Origin of the sequence: Bradyrhizobium sp. 2TAF24, assembly GCF_052115025.1 — a bacterium.
Lineage (GTDB): Bacteria > Pseudomonadota > Alphaproteobacteria > Rhizobiales > Xanthobacteraceae > Bradyrhizobium_A.
On the sequence record NZ_JBFRFW010000025.1, the window covers coordinates 15,197 to 33,727 of the forward strand.

An 18,531-nucleotide genomic window follows, 5' to 3' on the forward strand; every position below is an offset into this window, starting at 1 on the left:
TCGCATGTCAGAGCACCACCTCGATCAGGCGCGGTCCGTTCTGGGCGTTGGCGTCGGCGAGGGCTGCGTTGAACTCCTCCGCGGTGCGCACCGCACGGCCCTCCACCCCCATGCCCTTGGCGAGCGCCACCCAGTCGAGCGCCGGGCGGTCGATGTTGAGCATGTCGAGCGCGCGCTGGCCGGGCTCGCCGGCGTCGACGCCGGTAAACTCGCCGCGCAGGATCTGGTAGGTGCGATTGGCGAACACGATGGTGGTGACGTCGAGTTTCTCGCGCGCCTGGGTCCACAGCGACTGCAACGTGTACATCGCGCTGCCGTCGCCGACCATGCAGATCACCTTGCGGTCGGGACAGGCGACCGCCGCCCCGGTCGACACCGGCGTGCTGAAGCCGATCGAGCCGCCCATGTTCTGCAGCCAGTCGTGCGGCGCCGCCGACCCGGTCGGCGGGAAGAAGCCGCGCCCGGTGGTGAGCGATTCGTCGACCACGATGGCATTGTCGGGGATCGCGCAGGCGATCGCCATCGCGACATTGGCATAGCTGAGCGCGCCGGTCGGCTTGACCAGCTCCACCTTGGGTTGCTGCGGAGCATCCGCCGCCCTGGCACCGAGCGCGTCCGCCAGCGCCTCGAGCGCGGCGACCGAATTCTCGCCGGTCTCGGTCATGCGGTGCACCTCGCAGCCCTCGGGGCGCAGCCGGCTCGGCTTGTTGGGATAGGCGAAGAACGCCACCGGGTCGGCCGCCTCGACCAGCACGATGTGACGGAAATCCCTGAGCACCGGCAGCGCCTGGTCGACCGGATAGGGAATGCGCTCGATGAAATAGCGGCCGCGACCGCGCGCCATGCGCGGGTTGTAGGTCTGGCCCATCACCTTGCAGCCGGTCTTGCCGGCGATGCGGGCCGCCAGCGCCAGACCCTTTTCGGTCAGCGCCTGGCCGGTGAGCAGCAGCAGCGTCGGCTGGCCGCCGCGCAGCACCCGCACCGCCTCCGCCACAGCCTGGGGCGAATAGCCGGCGTGCTGCGTCGCCGCCGGCACCTGCGCGATGCCGTCGGCCTCGTTCCAGGCGGTGTCGGCGGGGAGGATCAGGGTCGCGATCTTCGGCGGGTGCCCTTTGGCCGCAGCGATCGCCTCGGCGCCGTCACGCGCCACCGACTGCGCGTCCGGCGAGGTCTTCACCCAGCCCGACATCGGTCGCGCCAGCCCCTCGACGTCGGAGGTCAGCGGCGCGTTGTAGCCGATGTGATAGGTGGCGTGCTGGCCGACGATGTTGACGATGCCGGAATGCGCCTTCTTGGCGTTGTGCAGGTTGGCGAGGCCATTGGCGAGTCCGGGTCCGAGATGGAGCAGCGTCGACGCCGGCGTGCCGGTCATCCGGAAGTAGCCATCGGCCGCACCGGTGACGATGCCCTCGAACAGGCCGAGCACGCAGCGCATGCCCTCGGTCCGGTCCAGCGCCGCCACGAAATGCATCTCCGAGGTGCCGGGATTGGCGAAGCAGACGTTGACCCCGCCCGCGACCAGCGTCCGCACCAGACTTTCCGCTCCGTTCATCGTTCCATCCTTGTTGCGGGCCTTGCCGGCCTCCGAAGGCGCCCTTGGCGGACGTCTCTCCTAGAACAACCACCCTTCGCCGCATTCGTCAAAGCCTCCGCGGCCTGGCGCCGTGCGGCAGGAACATGGAGGGTTGCACCATCCGCCGGGCACGCCTTGCCCGCCGGCCACGCGGTCCGCCAGCAGGATCGACGCTTTTGGGCAACGTCCTACCGTCAATCGCCAGGTCCGTGGTCGCAGCCGCTTGCGCGGGCGCAACAATTGTGGCCTTTCTTGGAACGGTCGGTGAGCCGCCGGTGAGGGAGTCCCCGTGCCGTCTGGCTCCGTTTCGGGCTCCCCGACAGATCGGACATTTTGCGAGGAATTTTATGACTCGTCTTGCCGCCCTGACCTTTGCCGCCCTGACCATCGTCGCCACCTCGACCTCGGTGATGGCCCAGAGCTTTTATGAAGACTTCATCTCCGGCGGTGCGCCGCTGAACCGCCGCCACAACTTCGGCTTCGGCAGCTCCAGCGGCAGCGGGCCGATTCCCCGCACCACCGTAAGCTTCGCCGGCAATTACAGCCCCGGCACCATCGTGGTGAACACTGCCGAGCGCCGGCTGTACTTCGTCACCGGCAATGGCCAGGCCATCCGCTACGGCATCGGGGTCGGCCGCGACGGCTTCCGCTGGGGCGGCGTGCACAAGATCTCCGCCAAGAAGGAATGGCCGGACTGGACCCCGCCCTCCCAGATGCTGCGCCGCCGTCCCGACCTGCCGCGCCACATGAAGGGCGGCGAGGAGAACCCGCTCGGCGCCCGCGCGCTCTATCTGGGATCGACGCTCTATCGCATCCACGGCTCCAACGAGCCGGAAACCATCGGCCAGGCCGTGTCCTCGGGCTGCTTCCGCATGGTCAACGACGACGTCATCGATCTCTACAACCGCGCCTCGGTCGGCGCGACCGTGATCGTCAAGAACTGACGCCTCCCGGCCGCGAAGCCGATCCGCGCTTCGCGGCCGTCCGCTCTCGCAGCGGCGCCGCCCCCTGCGCCTCGCCCTTGCGCCACCGTGCGGCATCCGGCAACGTGCCCGCGATGCACGGTTATTTTCGATCGGGCCGAGCGCTGGTCGGCCTTGCCCTTGTTGTCGCCGGAACGAGCGTCAGCGACGCCGGTGCGCCGCGGACACCGCCCGAGGTGCCGGCGATCGCCCAGCGCCAGCGCGCCGAGCGCAAGACCTTCACCGACGGCGAGATCACCGATGGCTTCCTGCGCACCGCGTTCGGCGCCGAGTACCATCTCGCCGGACGCGTCGACCGCATCCGCAAGTACGACAAGCCCGTCCGGGTGTTCATCGACGCCGCCGGACGCTCCGACCGCCGTGCCCAGCTCGCCGCCGTCGTCGCCGACATCGCACGCCATGTGCAGCATCTCGACATCGCCGTGACGGAGCGGCGCGACCAGGCCAGCGTGGTGGCCAAGCTGGTGCGCGACCGCGACCTCTACCGCACCATCACCGCGCTGTACGGCGCCGACCGGGCGCGTGAGATCCGCTCCTCGCTCGATCCGCAATGCCTGTCCGGCTTTCGCAAGAGCGACAGCTTCGAGATCATCAATTCGGATGTTCTCCTCACCGTCGACAACGGCGACTTCGTGTTCTTCGACTGCGCCTATGAGGAGCTGCTGCAGTCGCTCGGCCCCATCAACGACACCACCGCCGTGCCCTGGACGATGTTCAACGACGACGTCCAGATGGGATTTTTCGACGTCTACGACCAGTATATCCTCAACATCCTCTACGACCCGCGCATCAAGGCCGGCATGACCGTGGACGAGGTCCGCGCGGTGCTGCCTGAGGTGATCACGAGCGTGCGGGCGTGGGTGGCGCAGGTGAATGGGCTGTCGCCGTAGCTGACTATCGAATGTCATGGCAAGCCGTGGCTGCGTCAGCCGCACTCCATCCTCATGATGAGGAGGCGCCTGGCGCCGTCTCGAACCATGAGGCCGAGGCGTCTTCCGCCTTGTGGCGAGGCCGGGGCCTCATCCTTCAAGACGCGGGCTACGCCCGCTCGTCAGGACGAGGGCAGAAACGCCGGCCCGTGACATGGCCACGGGCCGGCGATTGAGAAAGCAAACGAATGCCGGCGCGCGCTCACGCGAGCGCCCGCGCCGCTTCCGCAACCTTGCGCGTGGCACCGTCGACGGAGCGGGTCTCGCCGGCGATCTCGTTCATGTTGGCGCTGATGTCGGTCACACCCTTCGCCGCGTCCTGCATGTTGGAGGAGATCGACTGGGTCACGGCAGCCTGTTCTTCCACCGAGGCGGCGATCGCCGCGGAGATTTCGTTGATCCGCGAAATCGTCTGCGTGATCGCTTCGATCACCCCGACCGCGTTGGTCGTGGTGCCCTGGATCTCGGCGATCTGACCGCTGATCTCGTCGGTCGCCTTGGAGGTCTGGGTCGCCAGACTCTTGACCTCGGCCGCCACCACCGCAAAGCCCCGCCCCGCCTCGCCGGCGCGTGCGGCCTCGATGGTCGCGTTGAGCGCCAGCAGGTTGGTCTGATCGGCGATGTTGTTGATCAGCTTGACCACGTCGCCGATCTTCTGCGCCGCCGATGCCAGCCCGGCGACGATGGCGCCGGTCTCGTTGGCCTGGTCGACCGCCTGCTTGGAGATGCCGAGCGCATTTGCCGCCTGGCGGCTGATCTCGCTGACCGACGCCGCCAGCTCTTCCGCGCCGGTGGCGACCGCCTGCATGTTCGAGGACGCCTGGGTCGACGTCGACACCGCCGTCGTCACCCGCTCGGAGGTGGTAGCGACGGCGCGGGCGATCTGCTGCAGGTCGGCATCGATCGTCTTCTGCACCTCGCCGCGGCGGAGGCGATCCTGGACCTGCTGGCTGGTATCGACGGCGAACTTGACGACCTTGCAGATCTTGCCGTCGGCATCGAACACCGGATTGTAGGACGCCTGAATCCAGACCGTCCTGCCGCCTTTGCCGACCCGCTCGAACTCGCCGGACTGGTACTCGCCACGGCGCAGCGCATCCCAGAACTCGCGATAGGCCGCGCTGTCGCGATAGGCCTGCGTCGCGAACATGCTGTGATGCTTGCCGCGAATCTCATCGAGCCGGTATCCCATCGTCTTCAGGAAATTCTCGTTGGCGCCGATGATCGTGCCGTCGAGATTGAACTCGATCACCGCCTGCGAGCGATGGATCGCATGGATCTGGCCCTCATGATCGGCGGCCTGCAGCCGCGCGGCCGTGATGTCGCTCGCGAACTTCACCACCTTGAACGGCTTGCCGTTGGCGGCGATCAGCGGGTTGTAGGAGGCCTGGATCCAGATCGGACGGCCGCTCTTGGTGATGCGCTTGTAGGCCCGCGCCTGAAACTCACCGCGGCGCAGGGATTCCCAGAACTCGCGGTATTCCGGACTGACGCGGGTGGCGTCGTCGACGAACATGCTGTGATGCTTGCCCTCGATCTCATCCAGCCGATAGCCCAGAGCATTCAGAAAATTCTCGTTGGCGGTAATCACCGTGCCGTCGAGATTGAATTCGATGATGGCCTGCGACCGGCCGATGGCATCGAGCTTCGCTTTCACTTCCTGTGACGACGAATTGAAAAGTCGCATGACTGCGCCCTCCAGCAGCGAATGTCCCATTTCTGCCAGCCAGGGCTTAATTTTTTGAGAAATTTTATTAAAGTTATTACCCATATCGCGAATTTTTATTACGTACAAACAACGACATCGGTGGTATTGGCGGCTGTTTTGGCCTCGCGCGCCCATGCCATCGATGCGTCGTTCGGCGGCTTGCCCTCGTGCGAGCGAACGGCTGTAATCACGCGCAAGCGCGCGTCACGAACACATGCGCCGGGAGACAGAACGCCATGAAGCCAGCGCTTCGGACCATCCCATGGGCGCCACCTGACGCTGCCAGCGGGATGTCCGGGCCACAGATGCCAGCGGCGCACGACTTCTGACACAACAGCGGCCGGAGCAGATGCCCGGCCGGACGACAGTGAGGGACCCCCATGCACGGAACGATCGACGACGCCCGCCACCGCGCCCGCGAGGAGGCCCGCGACAAGGCCTATGCGACGCCGCTCGCCGAGTTTCATCCCGGTGCCCCGGAGCTTTTCCGCTCCGATACGCTGTGGCCGTATTTCGAGCGGCTGCGCAACGAGGAGCCGGTACACTTCTGCAGTACAAGCCCGGTCGGCAACTACTGGTCGGTGACGCGCTACCACGACATCATGCATGTCGACACCAATGCGGCGATCTTCTCGTCCGACGTCAGGCTCGGCGGCATCATGCTGCGCGACGTCGAGCCGGACTATGCCTGGCCGAGCTTCATCGCGATGGACGAGCCGCAGCATGCACCGCAGCGCAAGACGGTGCAGCCGCTGTTCACCCCGGTGCATCTCGACAAGCTCGCCATCCTGATCCGTGAGCGCGCGAGCCTCATCCTCGACAACCTGCCGCGCAACGAGACCTTCAACTGGGTCGACCGGGTCTCGGTCGAGCTCACCACCCAGATGCTGGCGACGCTGTTCGACTTCCCCTGGGAGGACCGCCGCAAGCTGACGCGCTGGTCGGATCTCGCCACCGCTCTCCCCAAGAGCATGATCTACGACAGCGAGGAACAGCGCCTCGCCGAGCTCGGCGAATGCGCCGATTACTTCACGCGGCTGTGGAACGAGCGCGTCAATGTCGAGCCGCGCAGCGACCTGATCTCGATGATGGCGCACAGCGACGCCACGCGCTACATGGACAAGAACACGCTGCTCGGCAACCTCATCCTGCTGATCGTCGGCGGCAACGACACCACGCGCAACACCATGAGCGGATCGGTGCTGGCGCTGAACGAGAATCCCGATGAGTACGACAAGCTGCGCGACAACCCGGCGCTGATCGACAGCTTCGTGCCGGAGGTGATCCGCTGGCAGACCCCGCTCGCCCACATGCGCCGCACCGCACTCGTCGACACCGAGCTCGGCGGCAAGCTGATCCGCAAGGGCGACCGCGTGGTGATGTGGTACGTCTCCGGCAATCGCGACGAGCGCGCCATCGAGAATCCCGACAGCTTCATCATCGACCGCGCCCGGCCGCGCCAGCACATGTCGTTCGGTTTCGGCATCCACCGCTGCGTCGGCATGCGGCTCGCCGAGCTGCAGCTCAAGATCATCTGGGAAGAGATTCTCAAGCGCTTCCGCCATATCGAGGTGGTGGGAGAGCCGAAGCGCGTCTACTCGAGCTTCGTGCGTGGCTATGAGGAACTGCCGGTACGTATTTCGTCTTGAGGAATTTGCTGTGACGACCAATCCTCTGTCGCTGATCGACACCATCATGGCTATGCCGGGATATCCACGCGCCTCCGGCATGCGCGTCGTCTTGGCCGAACCTGGCCGCGTGACGCTGGCACTCTCGAAACGGCCGGAGTTGCTGCAGTTTGCGGGCCATTTTCATGGCGGCGTGATCACCGGCCTCGCCGACCAGGCGGCCGGCGCCGCCGTGTCCAGCATGCTGCCGAAGGGCCGCATTGCGGTGACCGTGGAGCTCAAGGTGAATTACCTGACGCCGGCCGACGGCGAGGAGATCATAGCCCGCGCGGAAGCTATGCAGGCCGGGAATACGATTGGCGTTGCAAAGATCGAGGTGATCTCCCAGAACAAAGGGGTCGAGCGCATGTGCGCGTTCGGCATCGCCACCATGCGTGCGGTCGACCTCCCAGCGAAGATCAATGACCCAGACCGAGATTGACGATTATCGTGACATCCGCGACGCCGTCGCCAAGCTGTGCGAGCAGTTTCCCGGCGAGTACTGGCGCAAGCTCGACCGCGAGATGGCCTACCCCTCCGCCTTCGTCGACGCGCTGACCCAATCGGGCTACCTGTCGGTCCTGATCCCCGAGGAATATGGCGGCGCCGGGCTGAAGATTTCCGCGGCGGCAGCGATCCTGGAAGAGATCCAGCGCTCCGGTTGCAATGGCGGCGCCACCCACGCGCAGATGTACACCATGGGTACGCTGCTGCGGCATGGCAACACGGCGCAGAAGCAGCAGTGGCTGCCGCGCATCGCCAGCGGCGAATTGCGCCTGCAGGCGTTCGGCGTCACCGAGCCGACCAGCGGCACCGACACCTCATCGCTGAAGACCTTCGCGCGGCGCGACGGCGACCATTACGTGGTCAACGGTCAGAAGATCTGGACCAGCCGCGCCGAGCACTCCGATCTCATGATCCTTTTGGCGCGCACCACGCCCAAGGACCAGGTGACGAAACGCACCGACGGCCTGTCGGTGTTCATTGTCGACATGAAGGCGGCGAAGGACAACGGCCTGACCATCCGCCCCATCCGCACCATGATGAACCACGCCACCACCGAAGTGTTCTTCGACAACATGAAGGTGCCGGCGGAGAACCTCATCGGCGAGGAAGGCAAGGGCTTCCGCTATATTCTCTCGGGCATGAACGCCGAGCGCATCCTGATCGCTGCCGAGTGCGTCGGCGACGCCAAGTGGTTCATCGCCAAGACGACCAACTATGCCCGCGAGCGCGTGGTGTTCGGCCGCCCGATCGGCCAGAACCAAGGCATCCAGTTCCCGATCGCCAAGGCCTATGCCTCGATGCGTGCCGCCGAACTGATGGTGCGCGAGGCGGCGCGCAAGTACGAGGCTGGCCTCGACTGCGGCGCCGAGGCCAACATGGCGAAGATGCTCGCGGCCGATGCGTCGTGGGAAACGGCCAACGCCTGCATCCAGACCCATGGCGGCTTCGGCTTCGCCGAAGAGTACGATGTCGAGCGCAAGTTCCGCGAGACGCGGCTCTATCAGGTGGCGCCGATCTCGACCAACCTGATCCTGTCGTATCTCGCCGAGCATGTGCTGGGCATGCCGCGGTCGTATTGACTTAAGGAACGGCGCTGGGGGCCTCATCCTTCGAGACGGCGCTGCGCGCCTCCTCAGGATGAGGATTGTCCCTCGGACGAGAATTACTCCTCATGGTGAGGAGCGCGGCTTCGCCGCGCGTCTCGAACCATGAGGCCCTGGCATAGTCGAATAGGGCGACAACGATGAAGCGTGCGATCATGCCTGCACCACAAGGGACACTGTTCTAGAATGTTGCCGCTCGAAGGTCTCACCGTCATCGCTGTCGAGCAGGCCGTCGCTGCTCCGTTCTGCACCTCGCGGCTCGCCGACGCCGGGGCCACCGTGATCAAGGTCGAGCGCCCCGAGGGCGATTTCGCCCGCGGCTACGACGCCGCGGCGAAGGGGCAGAGCAGCTACTTCGTCTGGCTCAACCGCGGCAAGAAGTCGGTGGTGATCGATCTCGCCACGCCCGAGGGCCGGCGCACGCTGGAAGGCCTGATCGCCCGCGCCGACGTTCTGGTGCAGAACCTCAAGCCCGGCGCCATGGACAAGCTCGGCTTTTCCCTCGCGCGGCTGCGCACGGATTATCCGTCGCTGGTGTGCTGCACCATCTCCGGCTACGGCGACGACGGCCCCTATGCCCACCGCAAGGCCTATGACCTCCTGATCCAGGCCGAAAGCGGCCTCGCCTCGATCACCGGCGGTCCCGACGGCCCCTCGCGTGTCGGCGTCTCCATCGTCGACGTCGCCACCGGCGCGACCGCCCATGCGGCGGTGCTCGAGGCGCTGATCGCCCGCGCGCGCACCGGCCAGGGCGCCGACATCCGCATCTCGATGTTCGATGTCATGGCCGACTGGCTGACCGTGCCGCTGCTCAATGCCGAAGCCGGCAACCCGCCGCAGCGCATGGGCCTCGCACATCCTTCGATCGCGCCCTATGGCGTGTTCCGCTCCAGCGACGGCAAGGACATCCTGATCTCGATCCAGAGCGAGCGCGAGTGGAAGAAGCTGTGCGCCGACGTGCTTGGGCGCCCGGACCTGCCGAACGATCCGCGCTTCGCCAACATGGTGGAGCGGGTGCGCAACCGCGCGCTCACCGACCAGGTGGTGGGCGAGGTGTTCGGCACGCTGGCGCGTGACGCGCTGCTGCAGCGGCTCGCCGACGCCGACATCGCCTTCGCCGAGGTCAACACCATGGCGGATCTCACCACCCACCCCCACCTGCGCCGCATCACCGTGGACACGCCGGCCGGCCCGGTGGCCTATCCGGCGCCGGCACCGATCTTTGTCGACGCGGAACGGCGCTATACGGCGGTCCCGGCAGTGGGCGCCGACACGGATGCCATCCAGCATAGCCTGCCCAACAAGGGAGCCTGAGCCATGACCGCGGCGCTCGATCTCGATCATCTGCGCGGCTGGATCGGCCGCAGCGAAGCCGCATCCGACGTCGTCACCGCGCAGCTCGTGCGCGGCCTGCGCGCAACGCTGTTCATGGATCCGGGCACGCCGCAGCGCGGCGACCTCGCGCCGCTGACCGTGCACTGGTGCCTCGCCCAACCGGTCGCGCCGATGGCTGCGCTCGGTCCCGACGGCCATCCGGCGCGCGGCGGCTTCCTGCCGCCAGTGCCGCTGCCGCGGCGGATGTGGGCCGGCGGCCAGCTCCAGTTCCACGATCGCCTGCGGGTCGGCGACGAGGTCACGCGCACCTCGACAATCACCGACGTCACGCTCAAGAGCGGCAGCACCGGGCCGCTGTGCTTCGTCACCGTCGAGCATGTCACCGCGACCGCGCGCGGCGTCGCCATCCGCGAACGCCAGGACATCGTCTATCGCGAAGCGGCAACGCCCTCGTCCGCGGCACCGCCCGCGCCCCCAGCCAGCGCGGCGCCGGGGCAGCATCGCCGCACGCACTTCGCCGATCCGGTACTGCTGTTCCGCTATTCGGCGCTGACCTTCAACGGCCATCGCATCCACTATGACCGTGACTATGTCACGGAGGTCGAAGGCTATCCCGGCCTCGTGTTCCACGGGCCGCTGCAGGCAGCGCTGCTCATCGAATTCGCGGCGACGCTCCACCGCGACACCGGGCCGAAGACGTTCGACTATCGCGGCGTCAGCCCGCTGTTCGACGGCGCCGAGTTCAGCCTCAATGCCAACGAGACGCCGGCCGGGCTCGCGGTGTGGACCGCCAACGCCGCCGGCGTGCCGACCATGAAGGCGACGGCCGCCTGGTGATGTCCGCCGGCGCCACGGCGCAGGGCCTGACGCATGACGGCGTCAGTTTCGTCGAGGTGATGGTCGACGGCGCGGCGCCGTTTCTGTATGCGCAGCAGCGTTAAGGTGCTTGCTGCCAAGCTCCTCATCCTGAGGAGCGGCCTCTTGGCCGCGTCTCGAAGGATGAGCCCCGCAACGGAAGCGCCTCGGCCTCATGGTTCGAGACGGCGCTTCGCGCCTCCTCACCATGAGGAAGAACAATCACAGATGCCTCAGCCTTCCTGCCCCTCGCGCAGCTTGGCCTGGATCTTGGCCATGCCGCCGATCCAGCGGTCGTAGTTGTCGAGCTTGGCGCGCATGTAGGTCGCGACCTGGGGGTGCGGCAGGATCAGGAACTGGTCGCGCGCGATGCCCTGCAGCGCCGCCTCCGCGACCGCTTCCGGCGACAGGTTGCCGTCGGCCGACTGCGGCCCCTTGGGCAGGCCGCGCAGCATGTTGGTGTCGACGCCCTGCGGGCAGAGGATGGAGACGCGGATGCCGTGCGCCCTGTGGGAGATGGCGAGGTTTTCGGCAAAACCCACAGCGGCATGCTTGGTGGTGGAATAGGCCGCGCTGCCGACCTGCGACAGCAGGCCCGCCGCCGACACGGTGTTGAGGAAGTAGCCGCCGCCGCGTTCCTTCATCAGCGGCACGAGATGCCGCGCGGCGTAGACATGGGCCATGACGTTGACAGCCCAGCTCTTCATCCAGGGATCGTCGCTGGTGCCGCCGGCGTTGACCGACAGCGGGTCGAAGCCGCCGCCGATGCCGGCGTTACCGCAGAACAGCGCGATCGGACCGAAACGGCGCTCGGTCTCGGCGATGAGATGAACGACCTCGCTCTCCTTGCCGACATCGGTGCGGAACGCGGCTCCGCCGAGCGATGCGGCGACCGCCTCCGCGGCGGGCATGTCGAGATCGGCGACCACAACCTTGGCGGCACCTTCGCGATGAAAGACTTCGGCCAGTGCCTTGCCGATTCCGTTGCCGCCGCCGGTGACGACGACGACCTTGCCCTGCACCTGCATGTTTCAACCCTGCGGTTTCCGGCCTTGGCGGCCGCTTCGAGCCCTTGAGCCCTCAGGCGAGGACCAGATCGAGCACCGCAGTATAGTGGCAGGCCGCACCGAGTAAAACGAAAGCGTGCCAGATCGCGTTCTGAAACCGCAGCCGTTCCCAGACATGGAAAATCACGCCGGCCGAATACAGCAGGCCGCCGGCCGCGATCAGGCCGAGGGTGAGCGCTGAGAGCGACGACACCACGGTGTCGTAGACCATCACGCCGCTCCAGCCCATGGCGAGGTAGAGCGCGATCGACAGCCGGTCGAAGCGGCCCGGCAGCGCGATCTTGAGCACCATGCCGATCACGGCGACTGCCCACACAGCGCCAAGCAATCCAAGCGCGAACGGGCTGTCCTTCATCTGCATGATGAACGGCGTATAGGTCGCGGCGATCAGCAGATAGATCGCCGAGTGGTCGAACCGGCGCAACCACCATTTCCAGCGCGACACCGGCAGCATGTTGTAGGTGGCCGAGATGCCGAGCATCGCCAGGAGTCCCGTGGCATAGATCGCCACCGCGGCGACCTGGGAGCCGGTGAGATAATGGCTGGCGAGCACGATCAGCACGACGGCGGCGACCATGCCGCAGCACACCCCGACGACGTGCACGATGCCGTCGGCCCACAGCTCGGCGCGGTCGTAATTCCACCGCACCCCCTTGGGGGCGCCGATCAGCGCCGTCGAGGCCAGCTGCTTCAATCGAAAAATCGTCATGTCGCCACGTCACATCCATCGGTGAGGCGGCGAAAGTATGTCCCCCTCGCCCCCAGAGATCGGGTGGCATGGTGCGTCATTCAAGCGCAGCCGGCGAAGACATCGCACACCGCGCCCCTCGTCACCATGTTGACGCCGATGTGTTGATTTTCTTCCAATATCCACGTTTGATCGGTTCGATGGCTCCGAATTTCTCAGATCTCGTCGAGGAGGCCCGCCTGTCGCTGCAGGCCCTCGTCGACTATGGCGACCAGCTGTTCAACCCCACCGTCCGCCTCGGCGTCACCGGCCTGTCACGCGCCGGCAAGACGGTGTTCATCACCGCGCTGATCCATGGGCTGCTGCGCGGTGGCCGCTTTCCGGTGTTTGAAGCTTTTGCGACAGGGCGGATCGCCCGCGCCCGGCTCGCGCCGCAGCCGGACGATGCGGTGCCGCGCTTCGCCTACGAGAGCCATGTGCGCACGCTGGTCGAGGAGCGGCAGTGGCCGCACTCCACGGTGGATATCAGCGAGCTGCGCCTCGTCATCGATTACCAGCGGCCGAACGGCGCCGATCGCACGCTGACCCTCGATATCGTCGATTATCCCGGCGAATGGCTGCTCGACCTGCCGCTGCTGGCGAAGAGCTATCAGGAATGGTCGGCGGAAAGCCTCAAGCTGTCGCGCCAGGGACCAAGGCTGCCGCTCGCGGCCGCCTGGCACGCCCATCTCGCCACCCTCGATCCGCGCGGCCGCGCCGACGAGCAGGAGACGCTGACCGCGGCAGGGCTGTTCACCGACTATCTGCGCGCCTGCCGTGACGAACGCTTCGCCATGAGCCTGCTGCCGCCGGGCCGTTTCCTGATGCCGGGCGGCCTCGCCGGCTCGCCGGCGCTGACCTTCGCGCCACTCGATGTACCGGCCGACGGCAGCGCGCCGGACGGCTCGCTGTGGGCGATGATGGCGCGGCGCTATGAGGCCTACAAGGACGTGGTGGTGCGGCCGTTCTTTCGCGATCACTTCGCCCGGCTCGATCGCCAGATCGTGCTGGTGGACGCGCTTGCCGCGTTCAATGCCGGCCCCGAGGCGCTGCACGACCTGCAGGCCGCGCTCGCCGGCATCCTCGACTGCTTTCGCGTCGGCCGCCGTACCTTCTTCGCCTCGCTGCTGCGGCCACGCATCGATCGCATCCTGTTCGCCGCGACCAAAGCCGATCACCTGCACCATGCGAGCCACGACCGCCTCGAGGCGATCCTCAAGCGCATGGTCGATCGTGCGGTGACGCAGGCCGCGTTCGCCGGCGCCGAGGTCGACGTGGTGGCGCTCGCCGCCGTGCGCGCCACCCGCGAGGTGCGGATGCGGCGCGGCCACGAGCAGCTGCCCTCCATTGTCGGCACGCCGCTCGCCGGCGAGGTCGCCAATGGCGAGGCCTTCGACGGCTCGACCGAGGTCGCGACCTTTCCCGGCGACCTGCCGACACAGCCCGACGGCCTGTTCAGCGTGCCGGCAGACAGCGGCTCGTTCAAGGGACTGAGCCATTTCAAGGGACTGAGTCATGGCAGCGCGGACCAGGCCGACTACCGCTTCCTGCGTTTCCGGCCGCCGCAGCTCGACAACGACGGGGGCGACACCCCATATCTGCCCCATATCCGGCTCGACCGCGCGCTCCAGTTCCTGATCGGAGACCGACTGACATGAACGACCGCCCCACCCACCGCCGGCCGGCGACGTTCAAGCTGGACGATCCGCATGTGGTGGTGATGTCGCCGGACGACGACAGCCGCGCTGTGCGCGGCACGGTGCAGGTGGTACCCGAGCCGGAGCCCGCCGCGCTGCCGGTGCCGCGTGACGACGGCCTCTTGGCGCCGCCACGCGGCTTTCGCTGGGGCACGCTGTTCTGGAGCTCGCTCGGTGGCCTCGTGCTGCTCGGCGCGGGCCTTGGCCTCACCAACCTCGTCGAGGACCTGTTCAACCGCAGCCAGGGCCTCGGCTTCCTCGGCCTTGCGGTGACGCTGGTGTTCGTGGTGGCGCTGATCGCCATCGTCGGCCGCGAACTGATTGGTCTTGCGCGCCTCGCCACCATCGAGAAGCTGCATGCCCGTGCCGAGGCGACGCTGGCAAGCGACGACCGCGCCGAGGCGCAGGCGATCGTTCGCGACCTCCTCAAGATCGCCCATGGCAATCCCCGCCTCGCCCATGCCCGCGGCATGCTGCAAAGCCATGCCGGCGACATCATCGACGGCGCCGACATGCTGCGGCTCGCCGAGCGCGAATTGATGAACCCGCTCGACCAGGAGGCTCGCCGGCTGATCTCGCTCGCCGCGCAGCGGGTGTCGATCGTCACCGCCGTGAGCCCGCGCGCCGTGGTCGACGTGCTGTTCGTGTTCGCCGCCGCGGTGCGCCTGATCCGCCAGCTCGCCCGCCTCTATGGCGGCCGCCCGGGCGCGCTCGGCATGATCAAGCTGACGCGCCAGGTGATCGCCCACCTCGCCATCACCGGCGGCCTTGCCGCCAGCGACAGCCTGATCCAGCAGGTCCTGGGCCATGGCCTCGCCGCCAAGCTGTCGTCGCGCCTCGGGGAAGGCCTGCTCAATGGCCTGCTCACCGCCCGCCTCGGCCTCGCGGCCATCGACGTGACGCGGCCGCTGCCGTTCACGGCGCTGCCGCGGCCGGCGCTGTCCGATCTCGCCACCGACCTCTTGCGCAAGCGCGAGGAGGCGGAGGCGCCGGACGTCAAAGGGTGAGCCGACGTGCCGCCAAAGCGCGCTGGATTATCCGTCATCCTGAGCGTCTGGCCAGAAAAGCAACCACCGACCTTCGTGTTTGTCGTCGCCGGGCAGCGCAGTCTTGTTACGATGGCCCAACGTAACGCGTACACTTTCCAGTCAGGCTCTCAGCGCATGGATGGGGTGAGCGCAGCGACACTCGGGATGTCACCACGCGCCGGCCCCAGATATCGCTGCGCTCATCCGGGGGACGCCACCGAGCTCGTATCGCGTCAGTCGAGCTTTACCCACTCATCCGCCGGCATCACTTCCGGCGTCTGGCCATAGCCGCGCGTCCACAGGTCGACAACCCACTCCACCCGCGTCGCCTTGTCGATCAGGATCGCGGTGTTGTGCGGCGTCTGGCCGACCAGCGCATTGCCGCGGTACCGCGGATCGCCGACGGTGTGATACCTGAACAGGCCCCAGTCCTGCAGGACCAGCAGCAGCGCCGTGGTGTTGCGCGTCGTGTCCCAGCAGTCATAGTTGGTGGCGTCGGAACCGGCACGGAAGTCGGCACGCGCAACGCGCTTGTTGGTGCCGATCATCGGCCCGACATGCTTGTCGAACCACACCACCGCGCGCTGGGCCGCGGCCCGCTCGGCCGCCGCCGACCCCTTGCCGCCCGCCATGATCGACGCCAGCGCGGAGCGGTCGGTCGCGGTGAACGCGTATTCCAGGCGGCGGCGGCACTGAAAGCCGTAGCACAGCGTGAACGCACCGGACTTCGGCGGATAGGCCGACACGTCCGTATAGAGCTGATTGACCGCGCGGCTGACCTCCATCGCGGACGCCGGCGACACCAGCGGCTGTGCGAGCAAACCTGCCACAATGAAACAAGCGGAGAAAACGTGGCGCGCGACGCGCCCGCTGAGAGCCATCATCACCATGCCGGCCTCACGGACCCGTCCCGACGAAGCTGCGGTTCCAGGTGGGACTGATGAGAACCTCGTTGACGCAGACATGCGGCGGCATGTTCGCGACGAAGGCGATGGTGCGGCCGAGATCGTCGACCTGCAGCATCCGCGCCATGTCGGCATCGCTCGGCGGCACCGGCCGCAGCTTCATGATCGGCGTCGCCACCTCGCCCGGCGACAGCGCACAGGCGCGGATGCCGTGGCGGTACTCCTCCATGTTGAGCGAATGGGTGAGCGCGACCACCGCATGCTTGGTGGCGGTGTAGGCCGGGCCCGTGAGCTTGGAGACGATGCGCCCCGCCCAGGACGCGACGTTGATGATGCAGCCGTCCTGCTGCGCCCGCATCGCCGGCAGCACCGCACGGATGCAGTACAGCAGGCCGTTGAGGTTGATATCGACCACGTGGTCCCAGTTCTCGACGGAGATTTCCGCCCAGCTGCGCTTGGGCACATTGACACCGGCACTGTTGACCAGGAGATCGATGCGGCCGTGCTCGGCGAGAATCGCCTGCGCCACCCGCTCGGCATCGGCCGCCTTGCCGACGTCCATCGGCGCGGCCGAAACATCACCGCCCGCGGCGCGGATCGTCCGCACCGCCTCGTCCAGCACCTCGGCGCGGCGCCCGGAAATCACCACGCGCCAGCCCTCCGCCGCCAGCGCCTGGGCGCCGCCGAACCCAATGCCGCTGCCGCCGCCGGTGATCCATGCGATCTTGTTCGGTGCCGCCATCGTTGCCATTCCCGCCTGTGGTTGAAGCTTCACATGCCGTTGTCGCATGTTTCAATGCAACCAAGCAGTTCGGCCTGTTCACATCTGCGTTGCGGGCCTGCGGCGGGCCCGGTCAAACATGTCATCCCCATTCCATCTGCTGAAATTTGCCGTCCGAAAGCCGCCGGCTCGAGCAGCGCTGCCGCCAATCCCCGAAATGCTGCAATGCATTCAAGGGGATCGTCATCCGATCCATCTGGCACATGGTTTGAATCTGCGATTAAATTCATGCCCACTGCGGGGGGCAGTGAGGACAAGAGGGGCAAATATGAGCAGTGATATCCATCCGGTCGACCAGGTACTTCCTTATCCGCGCCTGTTCGCGCTGGGCTTGCAGCACGTTCTCGTCATGTACGCCGGCGCCGTGGCGGTGCCGCTGATCATCGGCCGCGCCCTGAAGCTGCCGCCGGAGGATGTCGCATTCCTGATCAGCGCCGACCTGTTCGCGTGCGGCCTTGCCACCCTCGTGCAGTGCATCGGCTTTCCCGGCGTCGGCATCCGCCTGCCGGTGATGATGGGCGTCACCTTCGCCGCGGTCGGGCCGATGCTGGCGATGGCCGGCAGTCCCGACATCGGCCTGCTCGGCATCTACGGCGCGGTGATCGTTGCCGGTATTTTCAGCATCGTTGCCGCACCTTTCATCAGCCGGCTGCTGCCGCTGTTTCCGCCGGTGGTCACCGGCACCATTATCATGGTGATCGGCATCTCGCTGATGCGGGTCGGCATCAACTGGGCCGGTGGCGGCCTGCCGACCCTGACCAAGGTGGTCGACGGCGTGCCCGGCGCATTTCCCAATCCGGCCTACGGCCAGTTGCAGGGCCTCGGCATCGCGCTGTTCGTGCTGCTGGTGATCCTGGCCCTGATCCGCTGGGGCACCGGCTTCATCGCCAATGTCGCGGTGCTGCTCGGCATCATCGCCGGCGCCGTGCTGTCGAGCGCGCTCGGCGTGATGCACTTCGAGAAGGTCGCAGCGGCGAGCTGGGCCGACCTCGTCGTTCCCTTCCACTTCGGCATGCCGAAGTTCTATCTGGTGCCGTGCATCACCATGTGCGTCGTCATGGTCGTGGTGATGATCGAATCGCTCGGCATGTTCCTGGCGCTCGGCGACATGACCGACAGGAAGGTCGACCGCGAGGCGCTGGCGCGCGGCCTGCGCGCCGATGGCGTCGGCACCCTGCTCGGCGGCATCTTCAACACCTTCCCCTACACCTCGTTCTCGCAGAATGTCGGCCTCGTCGGCGTCACCGGCGTCAAGTCGCGCTGGGTCACCGTCGCAGGCGGCGTCATCATGCTGGTGCTCGGCCTCGTGCCGAAGATGTCGGCGCTGGTGGAAGCCGTGCCGCAGGTGGTGCTGGGCGGCGCCGGCCTCGTGATGTTCGGCATGGTCGCGGCGACCGGCGCGCGCATCCTGACCGCGGTCGACTTCCGTACCAACCGCTTCAACCTGTTCACCGTCGCGATCTCGGTCGGCTTCGGCATGATCCCGCTGGTGGCGCCGAACTTCTTCAAGCAGCTGCCGCATGACCTGCACCCGCTGCTGGAATCCGGCATCCTGCTGGCGGCGCTGGTGGCGGTGCTGCTCAACGCCTTCTTCAACGGCATCAACAGCGGCGAACGGGCCCACGCGGACGCCGCGAGCGCGGCGACGGCGGCGGAGCACGTGTAG

At 67.0% G+C, this 18,531-nt stretch carries 16 protein-coding genes; 10 read left to right on the top strand and 6 right to left on the bottom strand.

Features of this window, described 5'->3' with window-relative positions; translation table 11 throughout:
• Positions 1-7 precede the first annotated feature (7 nt).
• On the bottom strand, positions 8-1,552 hold the full coding sequence (locus AB4Z37_RS28920; protein ID WP_441520167.1) for an acetolactate synthase large subunit: 1,545 nt from the start codon (positions 1,550-1,552) through the stop codon (positions 8-10).
• Positions 1,553-1,920: 368 nt separating this feature from the next.
• On the opposite strand from AB4Z37_RS28920, the gene AB4Z37_RS28925 reads away from it, so the two are divergent.
• A complete protein-coding gene (locus tag AB4Z37_RS28925; protein ID WP_441520168.1) occupies positions 1,921-2,517 on the top strand; it encodes a L,D-transpeptidase in 597 nt (198 codons plus the stop codon).
• A gap of 113 nt (positions 2,518-2,630) precedes the next feature.
• Positions 2,631-3,446, top strand: coding sequence for a DUF2927 domain-containing protein (locus AB4Z37_RS28930; RefSeq protein ID WP_441520169.1), 816 nt, complete (start codon positions 2,631-2,633; stop codon positions 3,444-3,446).
• Positions 3,447-3,687: 241 nt separating this feature from the next.
• Here AB4Z37_RS28930 and AB4Z37_RS28935 read toward each other — a convergent pair whose 3' ends face one another.
• On the bottom strand, positions 3,688-5,172 hold the full coding sequence (locus AB4Z37_RS28935) for a methyl-accepting chemotaxis protein (protein ID WP_441520170.1): 1,485 nt from the start codon (positions 5,170-5,172) through the stop codon (positions 3,688-3,690).
• Between the two features lie 401 nt (positions 5,173-5,573).
• Between AB4Z37_RS28935 and AB4Z37_RS28940 the strand changes: the two genes are divergently transcribed.
• The 5 genes from AB4Z37_RS28940 to AB4Z37_RS28960 all read left to right on the top strand — a co-directional run bounded on the left by AB4Z37_RS28940 (position 5,574) and on the right by AB4Z37_RS28960 (position 10,642).
• On the top strand, positions 5,574-6,842 hold the full coding sequence (locus tag AB4Z37_RS28940) for a cytochrome P450 (protein ID WP_441520171.1): 1,269 nt from the start codon (positions 5,574-5,576) through the stop codon (positions 6,840-6,842).
• Positions 6,811-7,302: a PaaI family thioesterase gene (locus AB4Z37_RS28945; protein WP_441520219.1), complete on the top strand. Its 492-nt coding sequence runs from the start codon at positions 6,811-6,813 to the stop codon at positions 7,300-7,302. Before AB4Z37_RS28940 ends, AB4Z37_RS28945 begins: the two co-directional genes overlap by 32 nt.
• A complete protein-coding gene (locus tag AB4Z37_RS28950) occupies positions 7,283-8,446 on the top strand; it encodes an acyl-CoA dehydrogenase family protein (protein ID WP_441520172.1) in 1,164 nt (387 codons plus the stop codon). Before AB4Z37_RS28945 ends, AB4Z37_RS28950 begins: the two co-directional genes overlap by 20 nt.
• 210 nt (positions 8,447-8,656) lie before the next feature.
• Entirely contained in the window at positions 8,657-9,784 is a 1,128-nt protein-coding gene (locus AB4Z37_RS28955) for a CaiB/BaiF CoA transferase family protein (protein WP_441520173.1), read from the top strand.
• 3 nt (positions 9,785-9,787) lie between these two features.
• Positions 9,788-10,642 (top strand): FAS1-like dehydratase domain-containing protein, encoded by an 855-nt coding sequence (locus AB4Z37_RS28960; RefSeq protein WP_441520174.1) that lies wholly within the window; start codon positions 9,788-9,790, stop codon positions 10,640-10,642.
• A 251-nt stretch (positions 10,643-10,893) separates the two neighbouring features.
• Here AB4Z37_RS28960 and AB4Z37_RS28965 read toward each other — a convergent pair whose 3' ends face one another.
• The gene (locus AB4Z37_RS28965; protein ID WP_441520175.1) at positions 10,894-11,688 is read right to left on the bottom strand and encodes an SDR family oxidoreductase; all 795 of its coding nucleotides are present in this window, start codon (positions 11,686-11,688) and stop codon (positions 10,894-10,896) included.
• 52 nt (positions 11,689-11,740) lie between these two features.
• The gene (gene trhA / locus AB4Z37_RS28970; RefSeq protein ID WP_441520176.1) at positions 11,741-12,436 is read right to left on the bottom strand and encodes a PAQR family membrane homeostasis protein TrhA; all 696 of its coding nucleotides are present in this window, start codon (positions 12,434-12,436) and stop codon (positions 11,741-11,743) included.
• Between the two features lie 179 nt (positions 12,437-12,615).
• Here trhA and AB4Z37_RS28975 point away from each other — a divergent pair, with 179 nt between their 5' ends.
• Positions 12,616-14,112, top strand: a complete 1,497-nt coding sequence (locus AB4Z37_RS28975; protein ID WP_441520177.1) for a YcjX family protein — start codon at positions 12,616-12,618, stop codon at positions 14,110-14,112.
• Entirely contained in the window at positions 14,109-15,158 is a 1,050-nt protein-coding gene (locus AB4Z37_RS28980; protein WP_441520178.1) for a YcjF family protein, read from the top strand. Before AB4Z37_RS28975 ends, AB4Z37_RS28980 begins: the two co-directional genes overlap by 4 nt.
• Before the next feature lie 254 nt (positions 15,159-15,412).
• On the opposite strand, the gene AB4Z37_RS28985 is transcribed toward AB4Z37_RS28980, so the two are convergent.
• Together AB4Z37_RS28985 and AB4Z37_RS28990 are read right to left on the bottom strand one after the other, a co-directional pair.
• Positions 15,413-16,060 carry a hypothetical protein gene (locus tag AB4Z37_RS28985; RefSeq protein ID WP_441520220.1) on the bottom strand — a complete coding sequence of 216 codons (648 nt, stop codon included), beginning with the start codon at positions 16,058-16,060 and terminating at the stop codon, positions 15,413-15,415.
• Positions 16,061-16,076: 16 nt separating this feature from the next.
• A complete protein-coding gene (locus tag AB4Z37_RS28990; RefSeq protein ID WP_441520179.1) occupies positions 16,077-16,826 on the bottom strand; it encodes an SDR family oxidoreductase in 750 nt (249 codons plus the stop codon).
• Between the two features lie 307 nt (positions 16,827-17,133).
• Here AB4Z37_RS28990 and AB4Z37_RS28995 point away from each other — a divergent pair, with 307 nt between their 5' ends.
• Positions 17,134-18,531 (top strand): nucleobase:cation symporter-2 family protein, encoded by a 1,398-nt coding sequence (locus tag AB4Z37_RS28995; protein WP_441520180.1) that lies wholly within the window; start codon positions 17,134-17,136, stop codon positions 18,529-18,531.